14 protein-coding genes are annotated in these 15433 nt (G+C 73.3%); 2 read left to right on the top strand and 12 right to left on the bottom strand.

From position 1 onward, the window contains the following. Window positions 1-56: 56 nt before the first annotated feature. Together OG242_RS05545 and OG242_RS05550 are read right to left on the bottom strand one after the other, a co-directional pair. The gene (locus OG242_RS05545; RefSeq protein ID WP_405897074.1) at window positions 57-683 is read right to left on the bottom strand and encodes an NUDIX domain-containing protein; all 627 of its coding nucleotides are present in this window, start codon (window positions 681-683) and stop codon (window positions 57-59) included. 90 nt (window positions 684-773) lie between these two features. Beyond that, window positions 774-2447: a CTP synthase gene (locus OG242_RS05550; protein WP_405897075.1), complete on the bottom strand. Its 1674-nt coding sequence runs from the start codon at window positions 2445-2447 to the stop codon at window positions 774-776. A gap of 379 nt (window positions 2448-2826) precedes the next feature. Here OG242_RS05550 and OG242_RS05555 point away from each other — a divergent pair, with 379 nt between their 5' ends. Beyond that, on the top strand, window positions 2827-4653 hold the full coding sequence (locus tag OG242_RS05555) for a glycoside hydrolase family 15 protein (RefSeq protein ID WP_405897076.1): 1827 nt from the start codon (window positions 2827-2829) through the stop codon (window positions 4651-4653). Between the two features lie 61 nt (window positions 4654-4714). On the opposite strand, the gene OG242_RS05560 is transcribed toward OG242_RS05555, so the two are convergent. The 6 genes from OG242_RS05560 to OG242_RS05585 form a co-directional block, all read right to left on the bottom strand. After that, window positions 4715-5650 (bottom strand): sulfurtransferase, encoded by a 936-nt coding sequence (locus OG242_RS05560; protein ID WP_405897077.1) that lies wholly within the window; start codon window positions 5648-5650, stop codon window positions 4715-4717. Window positions 5651-5707: 57 nt separating this feature from the next. Then, the gene (locus tag OG242_RS05565) at window positions 5708-6787 is read right to left on the bottom strand and encodes a glycosyltransferase family 4 protein (protein ID WP_405897078.1); all 1080 of its coding nucleotides are present in this window, start codon (window positions 6785-6787) and stop codon (window positions 5708-5710) included. Window positions 6788-7010: 223 nt separating this feature from the next. Beyond that, window positions 7011-8762: a DNA repair protein RecN gene (recN, locus tag OG242_RS05570; protein ID WP_405897079.1), complete on the bottom strand. Its 1752-nt coding sequence runs from the start codon at window positions 8760-8762 to the stop codon at window positions 7011-7013. A 58-nt stretch (window positions 8763-8820) separates the two neighbouring features. Further along, window positions 8821-9726, bottom strand: coding sequence for an NAD kinase (locus tag OG242_RS05575; protein WP_405897080.1), 906 nt, complete (start codon window positions 9724-9726; stop codon window positions 8821-8823). Further along, on the bottom strand, window positions 9723-10538 hold the full coding sequence (locus OG242_RS05580; RefSeq protein ID WP_405897081.1) for a TlyA family RNA methyltransferase: 816 nt from the start codon (window positions 10536-10538) through the stop codon (window positions 9723-9725). Before OG242_RS05580 ends, OG242_RS05575 begins: the two co-directional genes overlap by 4 nt. A 7-nt stretch (window positions 10539-10545) precedes the next feature. Continuing rightward, complete coding sequence (locus tag OG242_RS05585; protein ID WP_405901514.1) at window positions 10546-10806, bottom strand: hypothetical protein; 261 nt, start codon at window positions 10804-10806, stop codon at window positions 10546-10548. A 54-nt stretch (window positions 10807-10860) separates the two neighbouring features. On the opposite strand from OG242_RS05585, the gene OG242_RS05590 reads away from it, so the two are divergent. After that, window positions 10861-11208: an SCP2 sterol-binding domain-containing protein gene (locus OG242_RS05590; protein ID WP_405897082.1), complete on the top strand. Its 348-nt coding sequence runs from the start codon at window positions 10861-10863 to the stop codon at window positions 11206-11208. Between the two features lie 77 nt (window positions 11209-11285). On the opposite strand, the gene OG242_RS05595 is transcribed toward OG242_RS05590, so the two are convergent. The 4 genes from OG242_RS05595 to OG242_RS05610 form a co-directional block, all read right to left on the bottom strand. Beyond that, entirely contained in the window at window positions 11286-12107 is an 822-nt protein-coding gene (locus tag OG242_RS05595; RefSeq protein WP_405897083.1) for an ABC transporter ATP-binding protein, read from the bottom strand. 65 nt (window positions 12108-12172) lie between these two features. After that, the gene (locus OG242_RS05600; RefSeq protein ID WP_405897084.1) at window positions 12173-13246 is read right to left on the bottom strand and encodes a FecCD family ABC transporter permease; all 1074 of its coding nucleotides are present in this window, start codon (window positions 13244-13246) and stop codon (window positions 12173-12175) included. Beyond that, window positions 13243-14202 (bottom strand): FecCD family ABC transporter permease, encoded by a 960-nt coding sequence (locus OG242_RS05605; protein ID WP_405901515.1) that lies wholly within the window; start codon window positions 14200-14202, stop codon window positions 13243-13245. Before OG242_RS05605 ends, OG242_RS05600 begins: the two co-directional genes overlap by 4 nt. Before the next feature lie 150 nt (window positions 14203-14352). Further along, window positions 14353-15381, bottom strand: coding sequence for an HAD-IIA family hydrolase (locus tag OG242_RS05610; protein ID WP_405897085.1), 1029 nt, complete (start codon window positions 15379-15381; stop codon window positions 14353-14355). Window positions 15382-15433 lie beyond the last annotated feature (52 nt).

The following is a 15433-nucleotide window of genomic DNA, read 5'->3' on the forward strand; positions in this document are numbered from 1 at the left end:
GAGTGACCGCGTCCGGTGCCGCACCGGCCTTTCCCGGCACGACTTCGGACGGACCGTCAGGCCTCGAAGGGGCGGGCCGGCCAGGGCGCGTCGGCGGGCCGCAGCGAGTCGACGCCGTCGCCGGCGATTACCGCGGCGAGCGAGAGGACCCCCACGACCAGGCAGCTGTTGTGCAGGTCGCCGGCGAGCACCTTGCGCACGAGGTCCTGGAGCGGCACCCGGGCCAGCTCCATGTCGGCCTCCTCCTCGGCGACCTCGAAGCGCTCGCCCTCCGCCTCGGAGACGTCCCGGGCGAGGAAGATGCGCACGGCCTCGTCGGAACCGCCGGGCGAGGTGTAGATGTCGGTGAGCACCCGCCAGTCCTCGGCCTTGACGTGCGCCTCCTCGTACAGCTCGCGCTGAGCGGCGTGCAGCGGGTTCTCGCCGGGTACGTCGAGCAGCCCGGCCGGGACCTCCCACAGCTTGTGGCGCACCGGGTGGCGGTACTGGCGCAGGACGAGGACGCGGCCCTCGTCGTCGAGCGCGAGCACGGCGACCGAACCGGGGTGCACCTGGTAGTCGCGGTGCGCGACCGTACCGTCGGGCATCTCTACGTCGTCGGCGCGGACGCTGGTCTTCTTCCCCCGGAACGGGGTCGCGCTCGCGGTGACCCGCCATTGTTCGGGCGTGTCCTGGAAACCCATCTGCGTCCTCCCACGAAAAACGATGACCGGAGCCCGCGTCCCTGATCGGACACGCGCCCCGGTCAACCGTAACGCCTGCGGAGGAGCCGCCTACTTGCCCTGCTCGCCCCCGGCCGCGGCGCCCGTCTTGCGGGCGACGGCCGCCTTCACCAGGCCGGCGAAGAGCGGGTGCGGGCGGGTCGGGCGGGAGCGCAGCTCCGGGTGCGCCTGGGTGGCGACCAGGTAGGGGTGCGTCGCGCGCGGGTACTCGACGTACTCGACGAGCTTGTTGTCCGGGGAGGTGCCGGAGAAGACCAGTCCGGCCTTCTTCTCCAGCTCGGCGCGGTAGGCGTTGTTGACCTCGTAGCGGTGGCGGTGGCGCTCCTCCACGTACGGCTGGTCGTCGTACGCCTCGCGCACCAGCGAGCCCTCGGCGAGCTTCGCCGGGTACAGGCCGAGCCGCATGGTGCCGCCCAGGTCGCCCGCGCCCTCGACGTACGCGAGCTGCTCCTCCATCGTCGAGATGACGGGGTGCGAGGTCGCGGCGTCGAACTCGGTGGAGTTGGCGTCGGGGATCTCGGCGAGGTTGCGCGCCGCCTCGATCACGATGCACTGGAGGCCCAGGCAGAGGCCGAGCAGCGGCACCTTGTTCTCGCGGGCGTACTGGATCGCGCCGACCTTGCCGACCACGCCGCGCTCGCCGAAACCGCCGGGGATGCAGATCGCGTCGACGTCGCCGAGCTGCTTCTTGGCGCCGGTCGGGGTCTTGCAGTCGTCGGACGCGACCCACTTGACCTTGACACGGGCCTTGTTGGCGAAGCCGCCGGCCCGGATGGCCTCGGTGACCGAGAGGTAGGCGTCGGGCAGGTCGATGTACTTGCCGACCAGGGCGACGGTGACCTCGTGGTCGGGGTTGTGGACACGGTCCAGCAGGTCGCCCCAGGTGGTCCAGTCGACGTCGCGGAACGGCAGGTCGAGCTTGCGCACGACGTAGGCGTCCAGGCCCTCGGAGTGCAGCACCTTCGGGATGTCGTAGATCGACCTCGCGTCCGGGCAGGCCACCACGGCGGCCTCGTCGACGTCGCACATCAGCGAGATCTTGCGCTTGATGGCGGCCGGCACGTCACGGTCGGCGCGGAGCACGATGGCGTCCGGCTGGATACCGATGTTGCGCAGGGCGGCCACGGAGTGCTGGGTGGGCTTGGTCTTCAGCTCGCCCGAGGGGCCGATGTAGGGCAGCAGCGAGATGTGCACGACGAAGACGTTGTCCCGGCCGACCTCGTGGCGGACCTGGCGGACGGTCTCCAGGAACGGCAGCGACTCGATGTCGCCGACGGTGCCGCCGACCTCGGTGATGACCACGTCGACGTCGTCGGTGGCCATCCGGCGGATGCGGTGCTTGATCTCGTTGGTGATGTGCGGGATGACCTGCACGGTGTCGCCGAGGTACTCGCCGCGCCGCTCCTTGGCGATGACCTGCGAGTAGACCTGGCCGGTGGTGACGTTGGCCGAACCGTCGAGGTCCACGTCGAGGAAGCGCTCGTAGTGGCCGATGTCGAGGTCCGTCTCCGCGCCGTCGTTGGTCACGAAGACCTCGCCGTGCTGGAACGGGTTCATCGTGCCCGGGTCGACGTTCAGGTACGGGTCGAGCTTCTGCATGGTGACCCGGAGACCGCGCGCCTTGAGCAGGGCGCCGAGGCTGGAGGCAGTCAGACCCTTGCCGAGGGAAGAGGCGACACCCCCGGTGACGAAGATGTGCTTGGTCGTCGTGGATGTGGGCTGCATAGCCAAAGGGGGCTCCCGTGGTCGCGATCATGAGGTGCGTACCGGCTTGCCGTCCGGAGAATTCCGGAGATGCCGTCGCTGCGGTTCGGGGGCCTCGTCCACTGTCGCCGACGACCACCGGTCCACGGGCTACCAGGGTATCAGCGACAGGGGGAGACCGCTTCCGGCCACCCGCCGCGCGAGCGCCGTGCGAGTCAGGTGTGCCACTCGCACCCCACTCGATCGGCGCAGCCCGGTTGGCGAGAGGGTCGCGCGGACCACCCGGGTGCGTCGTATCCTGCTCGGACACTCGCTCGGGCGAGGCAGCAGCTCGCAGGTTCCCCCACCACAACCCCTTGCTACGACCTCTTGACCCGCAGTAAGCGCCCCACGGGGCGACATGGCCGTTCGACTGGAGATGCACGTGGCCGGGCGCATCGAGGATTACGCACTCATCGGAGACATGCAGACCGCCGCCCTGGTCTGCCGGGACGGTACAGCCGACTGGCTGTGCCTGCCCCGCTTCGATTCACACGCCATTTTCGCGGGGCTCCTGGGCACCGACGAACACGGTTTCTGGCGTCTGGGACCGGCCTACCCGGAGGGCACCGAGCCTCCCCCGGCCGACCGCCGCCGCTACCGCGGGGACTCCCTCATCCTCGAATCGGAGTGGGACACGCCGCGCGGCACGGTCAGAGTGACCGACTTCATGCCGCCGCGCGACGGCGCGCCGCAGCTGATCCGCATCGTGGAGGGCGTCAGCGGCCGGGTGCCGATGCGTTCGGAGCTGCGCATGCGGTTCAGCTACGGCCGTGTCACCCCCTGGGTGCACAAGGTGGACTCCCGTACGGTCGCCGTCGCCGGCCCGGACTCGGTGTGGCTGGACACCCCCGTCGACACCTACGGGGAGAACCTGACCACGTACTCCGACTTCACCGTCGCCCCCGGTGACCGGATCGCGTTCACCATCAGCTGGCAGCCCTCGCACCGCCAGCCGCCCGCGCTCCCGGACCCGGACGGCTCGCTGGAGGCGACCGCGGACTTCTGGCGCGAGTGGGTCGAGCAGTGCACGTACCACGGGCCCTACCGCGAGGCGGTGGTCCGCTCGCTGATCACGCTGAAGGCCCTGACGTACGCGCCGACCGGCGGCATCGTCGCCGCGCCGACCACCTCGCTCCCCGAGGACATCGGCGGCTCCCGGAACTGGGACTACCGCTACACCTGGCTGCGCGACGCCGCGATCACCCTCTCCTCGCTGCTGCGCACGGGCTACCGCGAGGAGGCCCGTGCCTGGCGCGAGTGGCTGCTGCGCGCGGTGGCCGGCGACCCGGAGAACCTGCAGATCATGTACGGGATCGCCGGTGAGCGGGAGCTCGGCGAGGCGGAGCTGGAGTGGCTGCCCGGCTACGAGGGCTCCGCCCCGGTCCGGGTCGGCAACGGCGCCGCGGGCCAGCTCCAGCTGGACGTGTACGGCGAGGTCACCGAGGCGCTGCACCTCGCGCACATGACGGGCCTGGCCCGCAACGACTACGCCACCGGGCTCCAGCTCAAGCTGATCGAGTACCTGGAGAAGCACTGGGGCGAGCCCGACGAGGGCATCTGGGAGGTGCGCGGGCCGCGCCGTCACTTCGTGCACTCCAAGGTGATGGCCTGGGTCGCCGTCGACCGGACCATCAAGCTCATCGAGTCCGGCGACGCGGAAGGGCCGCTGGAGCGGCTGCACGACCTGCGCGACGAGATCCACCGCGACGTCTGCGAGCGGGGCTACGACCCCGAGCGCAACACCTTCACCCAGTCGTACGGGTCGAAGGAGCTGGACGCCTCCCTGCTGCTGATCCCGCAGATGGGCTTCCTGCCGCCCGACGACAAGCGGGTCATCGGCACCATCGAGGCGATCCAGCGGGAGCTGTCCACGGAGGACGGCTTCGTCCTGCGCTACCCGACCGCGGGCGACGACGCGGGCGTGGACGGCCTGGAGGGCGACGAGGGCGCGTTCCTGGCCTGCTCGTTCTGGCTGGCGGACGACCTGGCGATGATCGGCCGGGTCGACGAGGCCCGCCGGCTCTTCGAGAAGCTGCTGTCGCTCCGCAACGACCTGGGCCTGCTGGCCGAGGAGTGGGACGCACGTCTCCAGCGCCAGGTGGGCAACTTCCCGCAGGCGTTCAGCCACGTCCCCCTGATCGACACGGCCCTGCGCCTGACGGCGAGCGGTGCGTACGTGGGCTGACGGACCCGGTCCGCTCGTGTCCCGCCCGGCTGCCGCTCTCCGGCAGCCGGGCGGAGCCGTGTCAGCGCTCGCCCGGGCCCGTCACGACCGGCCGGTCCGCCTCGTCCGCCGAGTCCGCCGCGGGCAGCCCCCACTCGCTCCAGGACCCGTCGTACACGGCCGTCCCCCGGTAGCCGGCCAGCTGGGCCCCGAGCGCCAGCACGCAGGCGGTCACGCCCGAGCCGCAGCTGAAGTACAGCCGCTCCCGGTCGCCGGCCGCACCGGCGAACGCGGCGCGCAGCTCGTCGGGCGGCAGCATCCGCCCCTCGTCCTGGAGCCGGCCGAACGGCAGGCTGACGGAGCCCGGCATATGGCCGCCGCGCAGCCCGGCACGCGGTTCGGGCTCCGTGCCCTCGAACCGCCCCCGGGTCCTGGCGTCGAGCACCGCCGCGTCCGGGTCGGCCAGCGCCTCCGCCACCGTGCCGGCGTCCACCAGGAGCCCGGGCCGGGGCCGGGCCGTGAAGTCCCCGCGCGCGGGGACGGGTCCGGGCGCCCCCTCGTCGACCGGCAGTCCGGCGGCGGTCCAGGCGGGCAGGCCCCCGTCGAGCACGGCGGCCCGGTCGAAGCCCATGGCGCGGAGCATCCACCAGGCCCGGGCGCTGGAGTGGATCCCGGCGGTGTCGTACACGACGACGGTGTCCGTGTCGTTCAGGCCGAGCGCCCGCATCCCGTCGGTGAACCGGGCGGCGTCCGGCATGGTGTGCGGCACCTTCGCCGTGGGGTCGGAGAGCGCGCCGTCGATGTCGAAGACCCGGGCCCCCACGATCCGCGTCCCGCTCCCCCGGCGCGCGCCGCCCGACGCGTCGAGCACCGGCCCGGGGGCGCCGGCCGAGGCGTCGAACACCAGCAGCCCGGGAGCGCCGAGGTGCGCGGCGAGCCAGTCCGTGGAGACGAGGGGCCCGGGCAACACGCCGACGGCGGTGCCCCCGTCCCCGTACGCCTGCGTTTCCTCGCCCATGCGCCCTCCCCAGCTGCCCGGTCCCTATTTTCAAGATCGCAGCCGGTCAGGGGGCTGTCAACGCGGCTGGACCAGCTCGTCGTACACGGACAGCACCTGGGCCACGGTGTCGTCCTCGGTCGGCCAACTCGCCGCCTGCCGCGCCCCGTCGGCGGCCAGCCGGTCCCGTTCGGCCGGGTCGCCCAGCAGCCGGGCCACCTCGACGGCCAGCGCCTCGGCGTCCGCGTACGGCACGAGGACCGCCGCGTCCCCCACGAGTTCGGGCGTGCCGCCGACCGCCGTGGCGACCAGGGGCACCCCGGCCCGCAGCGCCTGCTGGGCGACCGTCGAGCGGGACTCCCAGCGGCTGGGCAGGACGGCCACGTCGGCGGCGGCGAGGAGCGCGGCGGCGTCGGAACGGTCACCGAGCAGCTCGACGGGCAGGCCCTCCGCCGCGATCCGCCGCCGCAGGGACGCCCGCTCCCGCCCCTCGCCGACGACGGCCACCAGCGGTACCGGGTCCAACAGGCGCCACGCGGCCGCCGCGTCGAGCAGGGTGCCGTAGCCGTGATGCGGTACGAGAGTGCCGAGCGCGACGATCAACGGCCGCTCGACCACACCGAGTTCGGCACGCACCTTGTCGGCGGGCGGCGCGGCGGGCAGCGGTGGGCGGGGTGCGGCGACGGGCGCGAGGCGCGCATCGCGGGCGCCCCGGGCGCGGGCCCGGTCGACCAGGTCGGAGGAGGTGGCGAGCACAACGGCCGCCGCCCGGACGGCTCTTCGCTCCAGCAGGTGCAGCAGGCTGCGGCGGGCCCCTTCGGCGTGGGCCCGGGTGTGCCAGGTGACGACGAGGGGGATGTGCCGGCCGCCGATCGCCAGGGCGGCCCGCACGGCGGCGTGCAGGCCGTGCGCGTGGACGACGTCCGCACCGGCGCAGGCGGCACGGAGCGCGGCGACGGCCGCCGGGTCGCTGCGCCGGGGCACGGGCGCGAAGTGGGCGCCCTTGGCGGTGAAGTCGTGGGTGCGGTCCAGCGCGGCCGGCGCGCAGACCGTGACCCTCACCCCCCGCGCGATCAGCCCGGCGGCCAGCGAGCCGGCATGCGCGCTGCTGCCGGCACTGCCGCCGCCGAGTACCTGGACCGTGCGCAGCTGTGACACGTCGATTGGCTCCCGGGGCTCCCGAGTCGGGGGTACGAACACGGCCAAGGATGCCAGTCCGTACGCACGTTCCGGCACGACGGAACCGTTACTCCGGTGCTCATCGCGACAAAACGGGCACCCCACACCACCCGCACGGGTGAAAGCGTGTACGGCGCCGCGACACCCGTACGGCGGACCGTGCGGCCGGGACCGCTCGAAGCGACCCCGGCCGCACCAAGCCCTACGCGTCGGCGCGGGCCGTGGCGAGCAGTTCCTCGGCGTGGGCGCGGGCGGTCTCGGAGTCCTCCTGGCCCGCGAGCATCCGGGACAGCTCCCGTACCCGGTCCTCGCCCTCCAGGACGGTGACGCCGCTGCTGGTCACCGAGCCGTCCACGGTCTTCTCGACCAGCAGCTGCCGGTCGGCGAACGCGGCCACCTGCGGCAGGTGCGTCACGACGACGACCTGGGCGGACTTCGCCAGCTTGGCGAGCCGCCGACCGACCTCGACGGCCGCCTTGCCGCCGACGCCCGCGTCGACCTCGTCGAAGAGGTACGTGGGCACGGGGTCGGAACCCGCGAAGACCACCTCGACCGCGAGCATCACCCGGGACAGCTCACCGCCCGAGGCGCCCTTGGCGATCGGCCGGGGCTGGGCGCCGGGGTGCGGGGCCAGCAGCAGTTCGACCTCGTCGGCGCCGGACGGGCCGTAGGCCACATTGCGGCCGCTGATCTCGATGCCGGACGCCTCGTCCGCCGCGTCGGTCTGCCGGATGTCGAAGGACACCCGGGCGTGCGGCATGGCGAGGGACGCCAGCTCCTCGGTCACCGCCTCCGCGAAGGACGCGGCGGCGGCCGTCCGGGCGTCGGTCAACGCCTGCCCGAGGCCGGAGAGTTCGGCGCGCAGCGCGTCCCGCTCGGCGGTCAGCTCCCCGATCCGGTCGTCGTCGCCCTCCAGCTCGGTGAGCCGCTCCGCGCCCTCCTGCGCCCAGGCGAGTACGGCGGTGATGTCCTCGCCGTACTTGCGGGTGAGGGCGGTGAGCGCGGCGCGCCGCTCCTCGACGGCGGCGAGCCGCAGCGGGTCGGCGTCCAGCTGGTCCGCGTAACCGGACAGTTCGCCCGAGACGTCGGCGAGCAGGATGGAGATCTCGCCGACCCGGTCGGCGAGCGAGGCGAGCGCCGGGTCGTGCGCGCGCACCCCGTCGAGGGCCTGCCGGGCGGCGGCCACCACGGTCGTGGCGTCCAGGGCCTCCGGGTCCTCCGGGTTGCCGGCCAGCGCGGTGTGCGCGAGGGCGGCGGCGGAGGCGAGCGCGTCGGCGTGGCCGAGCCGCTGGGCCTCGGCGGCCAGCTCGGTGTCCTCGCCGGGCAGCGGTTCGACGGCGGCGACCTCGTTCAGCCCGAAGCGCAGGAGGTCGGCCTCCTGGGCGCGTTCGCGGGCGCGCGTGGTCAGCTCGTCCAGCTCCGCGGCGACGTTCCGCAGCCGCCGGTGGGCCGCCGCGTACTTCGCCAGCGGGACGGCGACGCCGTCGCCCGCGTACCGGTCGAGGGCCTGCCGCTGCCGGGCGGGCTTGAGCAGGCCCTGCTGGTCGGTCTGGCCGTGCACGGCGACGAGTTCGTCGGCCAGCTCGGACAGCACGCCCACCGGCACGGATCTGCCGCCCAGGTGCGCCCGGGAGCGCCCCTCGGCGGAGACGGTGCGGCTGATGAGCAGCGCCCCGTCCTCGACCTCGGCCCCGGCCTCCTCGGCCCGCAGCGCCACCGCGTCGCCCTCGGCCACCGTGATCCGGCCCTCGACGACCGCGGCCTTGGCGCCGATCCGCACCAGGGCGGGGTCGGCACGCCCGCCGAGCAGCAGCCCCAGGCTGGTGACGACCATGGTCTTGCCGGCGCCGGTCTCGCCCGTCACCGCGGTGAAACCGGGTGACAGCTCCACCACCGCGTCGTCGATGACCCCGAGCGACCGTATCCGCATCTCCTCCAACACGGACACGACCATACGAGGTTTCCCGGCCCGCGTGCACACGGGCCACGGCCCGGGCGCCCGGATCGCACGGTCAGTGGGGGGCGCCCCGCCACCCCGACACGGGCAGGGCGAACTTGGCGACGAGGCGGTCCGTGAACGATGCCTGGTGCAGTCGGGCCAGCCGTACGGGCACGGCACCGCGCCGCACCTCGACGCGCGCCCCCGGGGGCAGCTCGACGGTCCGGCGCCCGTCGCACCACAGCACCCCGTGCGGGGTGTGCGGCTGGACCTCGACGGCGAGCACCGAGGACGGCGAGGTCACCAGCGGCTTGGCGAACAGGGCGTGGGCGCTGATCGGGACCATCAGCAGCGCCTCGACCTCGGGCCAGACGACGGGCCCGCCGGCCGAGAAGGCGTACGCGGTCGAGCCGGTGGGCGTCGCGCAGACGATGCCGTCGCAGCCGAACCCGGTCACCGGCCGGCCGTCGATCTCCAGGACGACTTCGAGCATCCGCTCGGGCGACACCTTCTGCACGGCCGCCTCGTTGAGCGCCCAGTCGGTGTGTACGACGTCGCCGTTGCTGTGCACCAGGACGTCGATCGTCATGCGCTCCTCGACGGTGTACGCCCGGGTGACGACCCGGTCGACGACCTTGTCGAGGTCGTCGCGCTCGGCCTCGGCGAGGAAGCCGACCCGGCCGAGGTTGACGCCGAGCATCGGCACCCCGGAGGCGCGCGAGAGCTCGGCGCCGCGCAGCAGCGTCCCGTCGCCGCCGAGGACGATCAGCAGCTCACAGCCGTTGAGGACCTCGGGCGTGGCGTCGGTGACGGTCTCGACGGACGAGGGCAGGGGCAGGTCGGCCGCCTCCGTGGCGAGGACCCGCACACCCAGGCCGCTGCGGAGCAGCCCCTGGACGACGAGTTCCGCGCTGCGGATCGCGGCCGGGCGGCCGGTGTGCGCCAAAAGGAAGACTGTTCGTGCCGCATTCGTCGTCAACGAGGCCCCTCCGCCACTGCACGGTCGACATCCGCGGGATCCAGTTCCGGTGCTCCGGCCCGCAGCCACAGAAAGTACTCGACGTTCCCGGAGGGCCCCGGCAGCGGGCTGGCCGTCACGCCCCGGACGCCCAGGCCCAGCGCCCACGCCCGGCGGGCCACCTCCCGTACCGCCTCGGCGCGCAGCTCGGGGCTGCGCACCACACCGCCGCTGCCGAGGCGCTCCTTGCCGACCTCGAACTGCGGTTTGACCATGAGGACCAGGTCGGCACCGGGGCCGGCGCAGCGGACCAGGGCCGGCAGCACGAGCCCGAGCGGGATGAACGACAGGTCGCCCACCACCAGGTCCACCGGCTCCCCGTCGATCGACTCCAGGGTCAGTTCCCGCACGTTGGTGCGGTCCTTGACCACGACGCGCGCGTCGGACTGGAGCGACCAGGCGAGCTGCCCGTAGCCGACGTCCACGGCCACCACCCGCGCGGCCCCGGCGCGCAGCAGCACATCGGTGAACCCGCCGGTGGACGCCCCCGCGTCCAGCGCCCGCCGGCCCTCGACCTCGAGCCCGAGAGGCACGAAGGCGGCGAGGGCGCCGGCCAGCTTGTGGCCGCCGCGCGAGACGTACTCGGGGTCGCTGTCGTCCTTGGTGACGACGACGGCGGCACTGGTCTCGACCTGGGTGGCCGGCTTGGTGGCGGTGTTGCCGCCGACGGTCACCCGGCCCGCCGCGATCAGCTGGCTCGCGTGCTCGCGCGAGCGGGCGAGCTTGCGGCGTACCAGCTCGGCGTCGAGACGGCGACGGGCGACTCCTGCCACGTTCGGTTCAGCTCCTGTGGTTGTACGGGGGCACCCGTGCGGGTCCCGGTGCGGGGGCGGGCCCGGCGTCCAGCGCGCTCAGCACCTCGCGCAGGCCCCGGTGTACATCCTCGTACACCTCGGTGTGTCCGTCCGCCGCGAGGTGGTCGGCATCGGCCAGCCGCTCCAGCAGGGCGTCCACCCCGGCGTCGCCGGTCGGGGTCCGTACGACACCGAGGGGCGCGGGCCCCGCGGGCTCGGCCGGGGCGTCCGTCTCGGGCTCGGGCATCGGGTCGCTCATGCGGAAACGCTACCGCGAAGGGCTGGGGTACCGTCGATCACGATGGCGACCATGGCGGAGTGCCGCAGCGCACTCGACAGACTTTCCGACAACCTCGCGGGAGCGGACGGCGACGTGCGCCGCGCCGCCGACCTGGACCGCTCGCTGAGCTGCCACATCAGGGACCTGGACATCACGTTCACCGGCCGCCTGTCCGGCGGCCGCATCCAGGTCCTGGACACCCTGGAGGGCTCGCCCCGCGACAAGGCCGAGATCCGCCTCGCGATGACCGGCGACGACCTGGTCGCCATGGTCGACGGCGACCTGAACTTCGCCAAGGCATGGGCTTCGGGCCGGGTCCGCCTGGAAGCAGGCTTCAGAGACCTCCTCAAACTGAAGTCACTGCTGTGACGGCATCAGCCAAATCAAGCCCGTCCGACGATTGAGGACGTCTTTGAGCTGGGCAGGCGAGCCCACGCCGGCCAAAATCAAGCCCGTCCGGCGATTGAGGACGTCTTTTCAGGCCCGCGCACCCGAGCAGCGGGCACGACCAACGGCGTCCCCGTCTCCGGATCCGGAATCACCTGGCACCGCAGCCCGAACACCCGCTCCACCAGCTCCGCGGTGACGATCTCCCCCGGCGCCCCCTCCGCGACGACCTCCCCGCCGCGCATCGCGATGAGATGCGTGGCGTACCGGGCCGCGTGGTTCAGGTCGTGCAGGACGGCCACCAGCGTCCGCCCCTGGGTCTCGTGCAGCTCGGCGCACAGGTCGAGGACGTCGATCTGGTGCTGGATGTCGAGGTACGTCGTCGGCTCGTCGAGCAGCAGCAGGGGCGTCTGCTGGGCGAGGGCCATCGCGATCCACACGCGCTGGCGCTGACCGCCGGACAATTCGTCGACATAGCGATCGGCGAGCTCGCCGACGCCCGTGGACGCCATCGACTCCTGGACGACGCGTTCGTCCTCGGGCGACCACTGCCGCAGCAGCCCCTGGTGCGGGTAGCGCCCCCGCGCCACGAGGTCCGCGACGGTGATGCCCTCCGGCGCGATCGAGGACTGCGGCAGCAGGCCCAGCGTCTTCGCGACCTTCTTCGCGGGCAGCCCGTGGATCGACTGCCCGTCCAGCAGCACCTGGCCCCGGCTCGGCTTCAGCATCCGGGACAGCGCCCGCAGCAGCGTCGACTTGCCGCAGGCGTTGGGGCCGACGATCACGGTGAACGAGTGGTCGGGTATCTCGACCGAGAGGTTCTCCGCGATGACCCGCTGGTCGTAGCCGAGGGTCACCGAGTCCGCGGTGAGGCGCTGCATGGTCGTACTCCGGGGGTCGGACGGTCGCGGGTCGGACGGTCGGGAAGAGGCGGCGGCGGGGGACTTCATATGCGTCCCGCCTTGCGCTCGGTCACCAGCAGCCACACCAGATAGCAGCCGCCCAGCACACCGGTGACGACACCGACGGGCAGCTGCCGGTCGCCGAACGCGTCGAGCGCGATCCAGTCGGCGACGAGCAGCAGCGCCGCGCCCATGAAGGTCGCGGCCACCAGGTTGGGGCCGGTGGAGCGGGTCAGCCGGCGCGCCAACTGCGGGGCGCTCAGCGAGACGAAGGCGATCGGCCCGGCGGCGGCCGTGGCGACGGCGACGAGCAGGACGGCGGAGCCCATGAGGAGGAGGCGGGTGCGTTCGACGCGTACCCCGAGCGCGTACGCGGCGTCGTCGCCCATCTCCATGACGCGCAGGGCCGGCCCGTGCCCGTACACCAGCGGGAGCAGCACGGCGCAGACGATCAGCAGCGGCCAGACCTGCGCCCAGTCCCGGCCGTCGAGCGAGCCGGTCATCCAGACCACGGCACGCGTCGCGTCGACCAGGTTGGCCTTGGTGATCAGGTAATGGGTCACGGCGGTCAGCATGGCGGCCGCGCCGATGCCCACCAGGACGAGCCGGAAGCCGTGCACCCCGCGCTTCCATGCCAGCAGGTAGACGGTGACACCGGTGAGCAGGCCGCCGATGACCGCACCGGCCGAGACCGCCGCCGCGCCGCCCTGGAAGACGACGATCACGGTGAGCGCGCCGACCGTGGCGCCCTGCCCGAAGCCGAGCACGTCCGGGCTGCCGAGCGGGTTGCGGGAGATGGTCTGGAAGACGGCCCCGCCGGCCCCGAGCGCGCCGCCGACGAGGAGCCCGACGAGCACCCGGGGCAGTCTGAGGTCGGTGACGATGAACTCCTGCTGGAAGGTCCCGTGGCCGAAGAGCGTGGTGAGGACCTCGCCGGGCGTCATCGAGAAGTCGCCGCTGCCGATGAGGACGACCGCCGCGGCCACCGCCACGAGAGCCAGGAGCAGGACGACCAGGGCGGCCCGCACGTTCATCCGGAACGAGTAGCCGCCGGGCGTGCGCACGGCCCGCACCGGACCGGCGGCGTGTGCCGTCGCCTTCGTGGTCGTGGCCTTCACAGCTGGGACATCCTCTTGCGTCGTACGAGGTGGATGAAGACGGGCCCGCCGACCAGCGCGGTGACGATGCCGACCTGGAGCTCGGAGGGCCGGGCGACGACCCGGCCCACCACGTCCGCGCCGAGCAGCAGCACCGGGGAGAGGACGGCCGCGTACGGCAGGATCCACCGCATGTCCGGTCCGGTGAGGGCGCGCACCAGGTGCGGGATCATCAGCCCGATGAAGACGATCGGCCCGCACGCGGCGGTCGCCGCCCCGCACAGGAGGGTGACGGCGAGCATCGCGAGGACGCGGGTCCGGGTCAGGTTCGCGCCGAGCGCCCTGGCGGTGTCGTCGCCCATCTCCAGGGCGTTGAGCGGGCGCGCGATGAACACGGTGAGCAGGACGCCCAGCGCGACGAACGGCCAGACCTTGCCGACGGTCTCGGTGTTCGCGGAGGCCAGCGAGCCGACCTGCCAGAACCGCAGCCGGTCCAGCGACGCGGAGTCCAGCAGCTGTACGGCGTTGACGTACCCGTACAGCGCGGCGGTGACGGCCGTCCCGGCGAGCGCGAGCCGCACCGGCGTCGAGGAGCGGCTCCCGCCGAGGAAGTACACGGCCACCGACACGATCGCGGCGCCCGCGAAGGCGAACCACACATAGCCGGTCAGCGAGGTCACGCCGAAGAAGCTGATGGCGGAGACGACGGCCGCCGAGGCCCCCGCGTTGACGCCGAGGATGCCGGGCTCCGCGAGCGGGTTACGGGTCAGCGCCTGCATCACCGCCCCGGCGAGGCCGAGCGCGGCACCGACGAGGAGCCCCAGCACCGTGCGGGGCACTCGCACCTTGCGTACGAGGACGTCGTCGCCGCTTCCCGCGTAGTGGAACAGGCCGTGCCACACGTCGGAGAGCGGCAGCGCCTTGGCGCCGATCCCGATGGAGGCGAGGCACACCAGCACGAGGACGGCCACGGCCACCAGGAGCCCCGCCGCTCTCGCCGCGTGACGCCTGCGGGGAGCGGCGGCCTTGTCCGGCGCGGCTATCGGGCCGGAACTGGAATCCGGGGGGCTTTCAACCAACACCCGGTTAGGTTAGCCTACCCAGCCTTCCGGACTCGCGGCCCGGCCTCAGAGCCCCAGCCGCGCCAGAGCCTTCGCCGCGTCCAGGTCACAGGCCCTGTCCGCCGCCTGCGTCCAGGCCGCCGCGCACAGCGCCCGCAGCCCGTCGAGCGGGTCGCCGTCGCCGTCCAGGACCAGCCGGCCGTCCCGGGCGGAGGCCGTCCAGCCGCCGCAGCGCAATCCCCCGCCGTCCTCCGTCACCTCGGGCTGTCCGGTGAGCAGCCCGCGCAGGTCCGCGTCGATGTACGTCGGCCGGTGCTCGGGCACCGCGGTCACCAGCTGGGCCGCGTCCGTCACCCCGGTCAGCACCAGCAGCGAGTCGACGCCGCCGTTGAACGCCCCCTCGATGTCCGTGTCGAGCCGGTCGCCGACCACCAGCGGCCGTTCGGCCCCGGTGCGCAGGACGGTCTCGCGGTGCATCGGCGGGAGCGGCTTCCCGGCGACCTGCGGCTCGGCACCGGTCGCGATCCGGACGACCTCGACGGCCGCCCCGTTGCCCGGCGCGATCCCCCGGGCGCCCGGAATCGTCAGGTCCGTGTTGGACGCGAACCACGGCAGCCCGCGGTTGACCGCGTACGACGCCTCGGCGAACCGGCCCCACGCCAGGTCGGGCCCGCCGTATCCCTGGACCACCGCGACCGGGTCGTCGTCCGCCGACTCGACGGGTTCGAGGCCGCGTTCCCGCAGCGCGACGCGCAGTCCCTCGCCTCCGACGACCAGGACCCGCGCCCCGGCCGGCAGCTGGTCGGCGACCAGCCGGGCCACGGCCTGCGCCGAGGTGATCACGTCGGCGGGCTCGGCCGGGACACCCAGCTCGGTCAGGTGCTCGGCCACGGCGGCCGGGGTCCGCAGCGCGTTGTTGGTGACGTACGCCAGGTGCATCCCGCCGTCCCGGGCCGCGCCCAGCGCCTCGACGGCGTGGTCGATCGCCTGCCCTCCCGCGTACACGACTCCGTCGAGGTCGAGCAGCGCCGTGTCGTACGCCTCGCTCAACGCGGTGCTGCTGCCGCTCGGCCTGGTCCTGCTCGTCCCACTCATGTTCCGCGCTCCTCATCGCCTGCTTCTCCCCCGATCATCGCGCATCCCTGTA

This window comes from Streptomyces sp. NBC_00727 (assembly GCF_045161745.1).
Taxonomy (GTDB): domain Bacteria; phylum Actinomycetota; class Actinomycetes; order Streptomycetales; family Streptomycetaceae; genus Streptomyces.

Coding starts and splice junctions, on each gene's coding strand:
- OG242_RS05545 (WP_405897074.1), bottom strand. CDS start 683: ATGGGTTTCCAGGACACGCCCGAACAATGGCGGGTCACCGCGAGCGCG.
- OG242_RS05550 (WP_405897075.1), bottom strand. CDS start 2,447: ATGCAGCCCACATCCACGACGACCAAGCACATCTTCGTCACCGGGGGT.
- OG242_RS05555 (WP_405897076.1), top strand. CDS start 2,827: ATGGCCGTTCGACTGGAGATGCACGTGGCCGGGCGCATCGAGGATTAC.
- OG242_RS05560 (WP_405897077.1), bottom strand. CDS start 5,650: ATGGGCGAGGAAACGCAGGCGTACGGGGACGGGGGCACCGCCGTCGGC.
- recN (WP_405897079.1), bottom strand. CDS start 8,762: ATGGTCGTGTCCGTGTTGGAGGAGATGCGGATACGGTCGCTCGGGGTC.
- OG242_RS05585 (WP_405901514.1), bottom strand. CDS start 10,806: ATGCCCGAGCCCGAGACGGACGCCCCGGCCGAGCCCGCGGGGCCCGCG.
- OG242_RS05590 (WP_405897082.1), top strand. CDS start 10,861: ATGGCGACCATGGCGGAGTGCCGCAGCGCACTCGACAGACTTTCCGAC.
- OG242_RS05595 (WP_405897083.1), bottom strand. CDS start 12,107: ATGCAGCGCCTCACCGCGGACTCGGTGACCCTCGGCTACGACCAGCGG.
- OG242_RS05610 (WP_405897085.1), bottom strand. CDS start 15,381: ATGAGTGGGACGAGCAGGACCAGGCCGAGCGGCAGCAGCACCGCGTTG.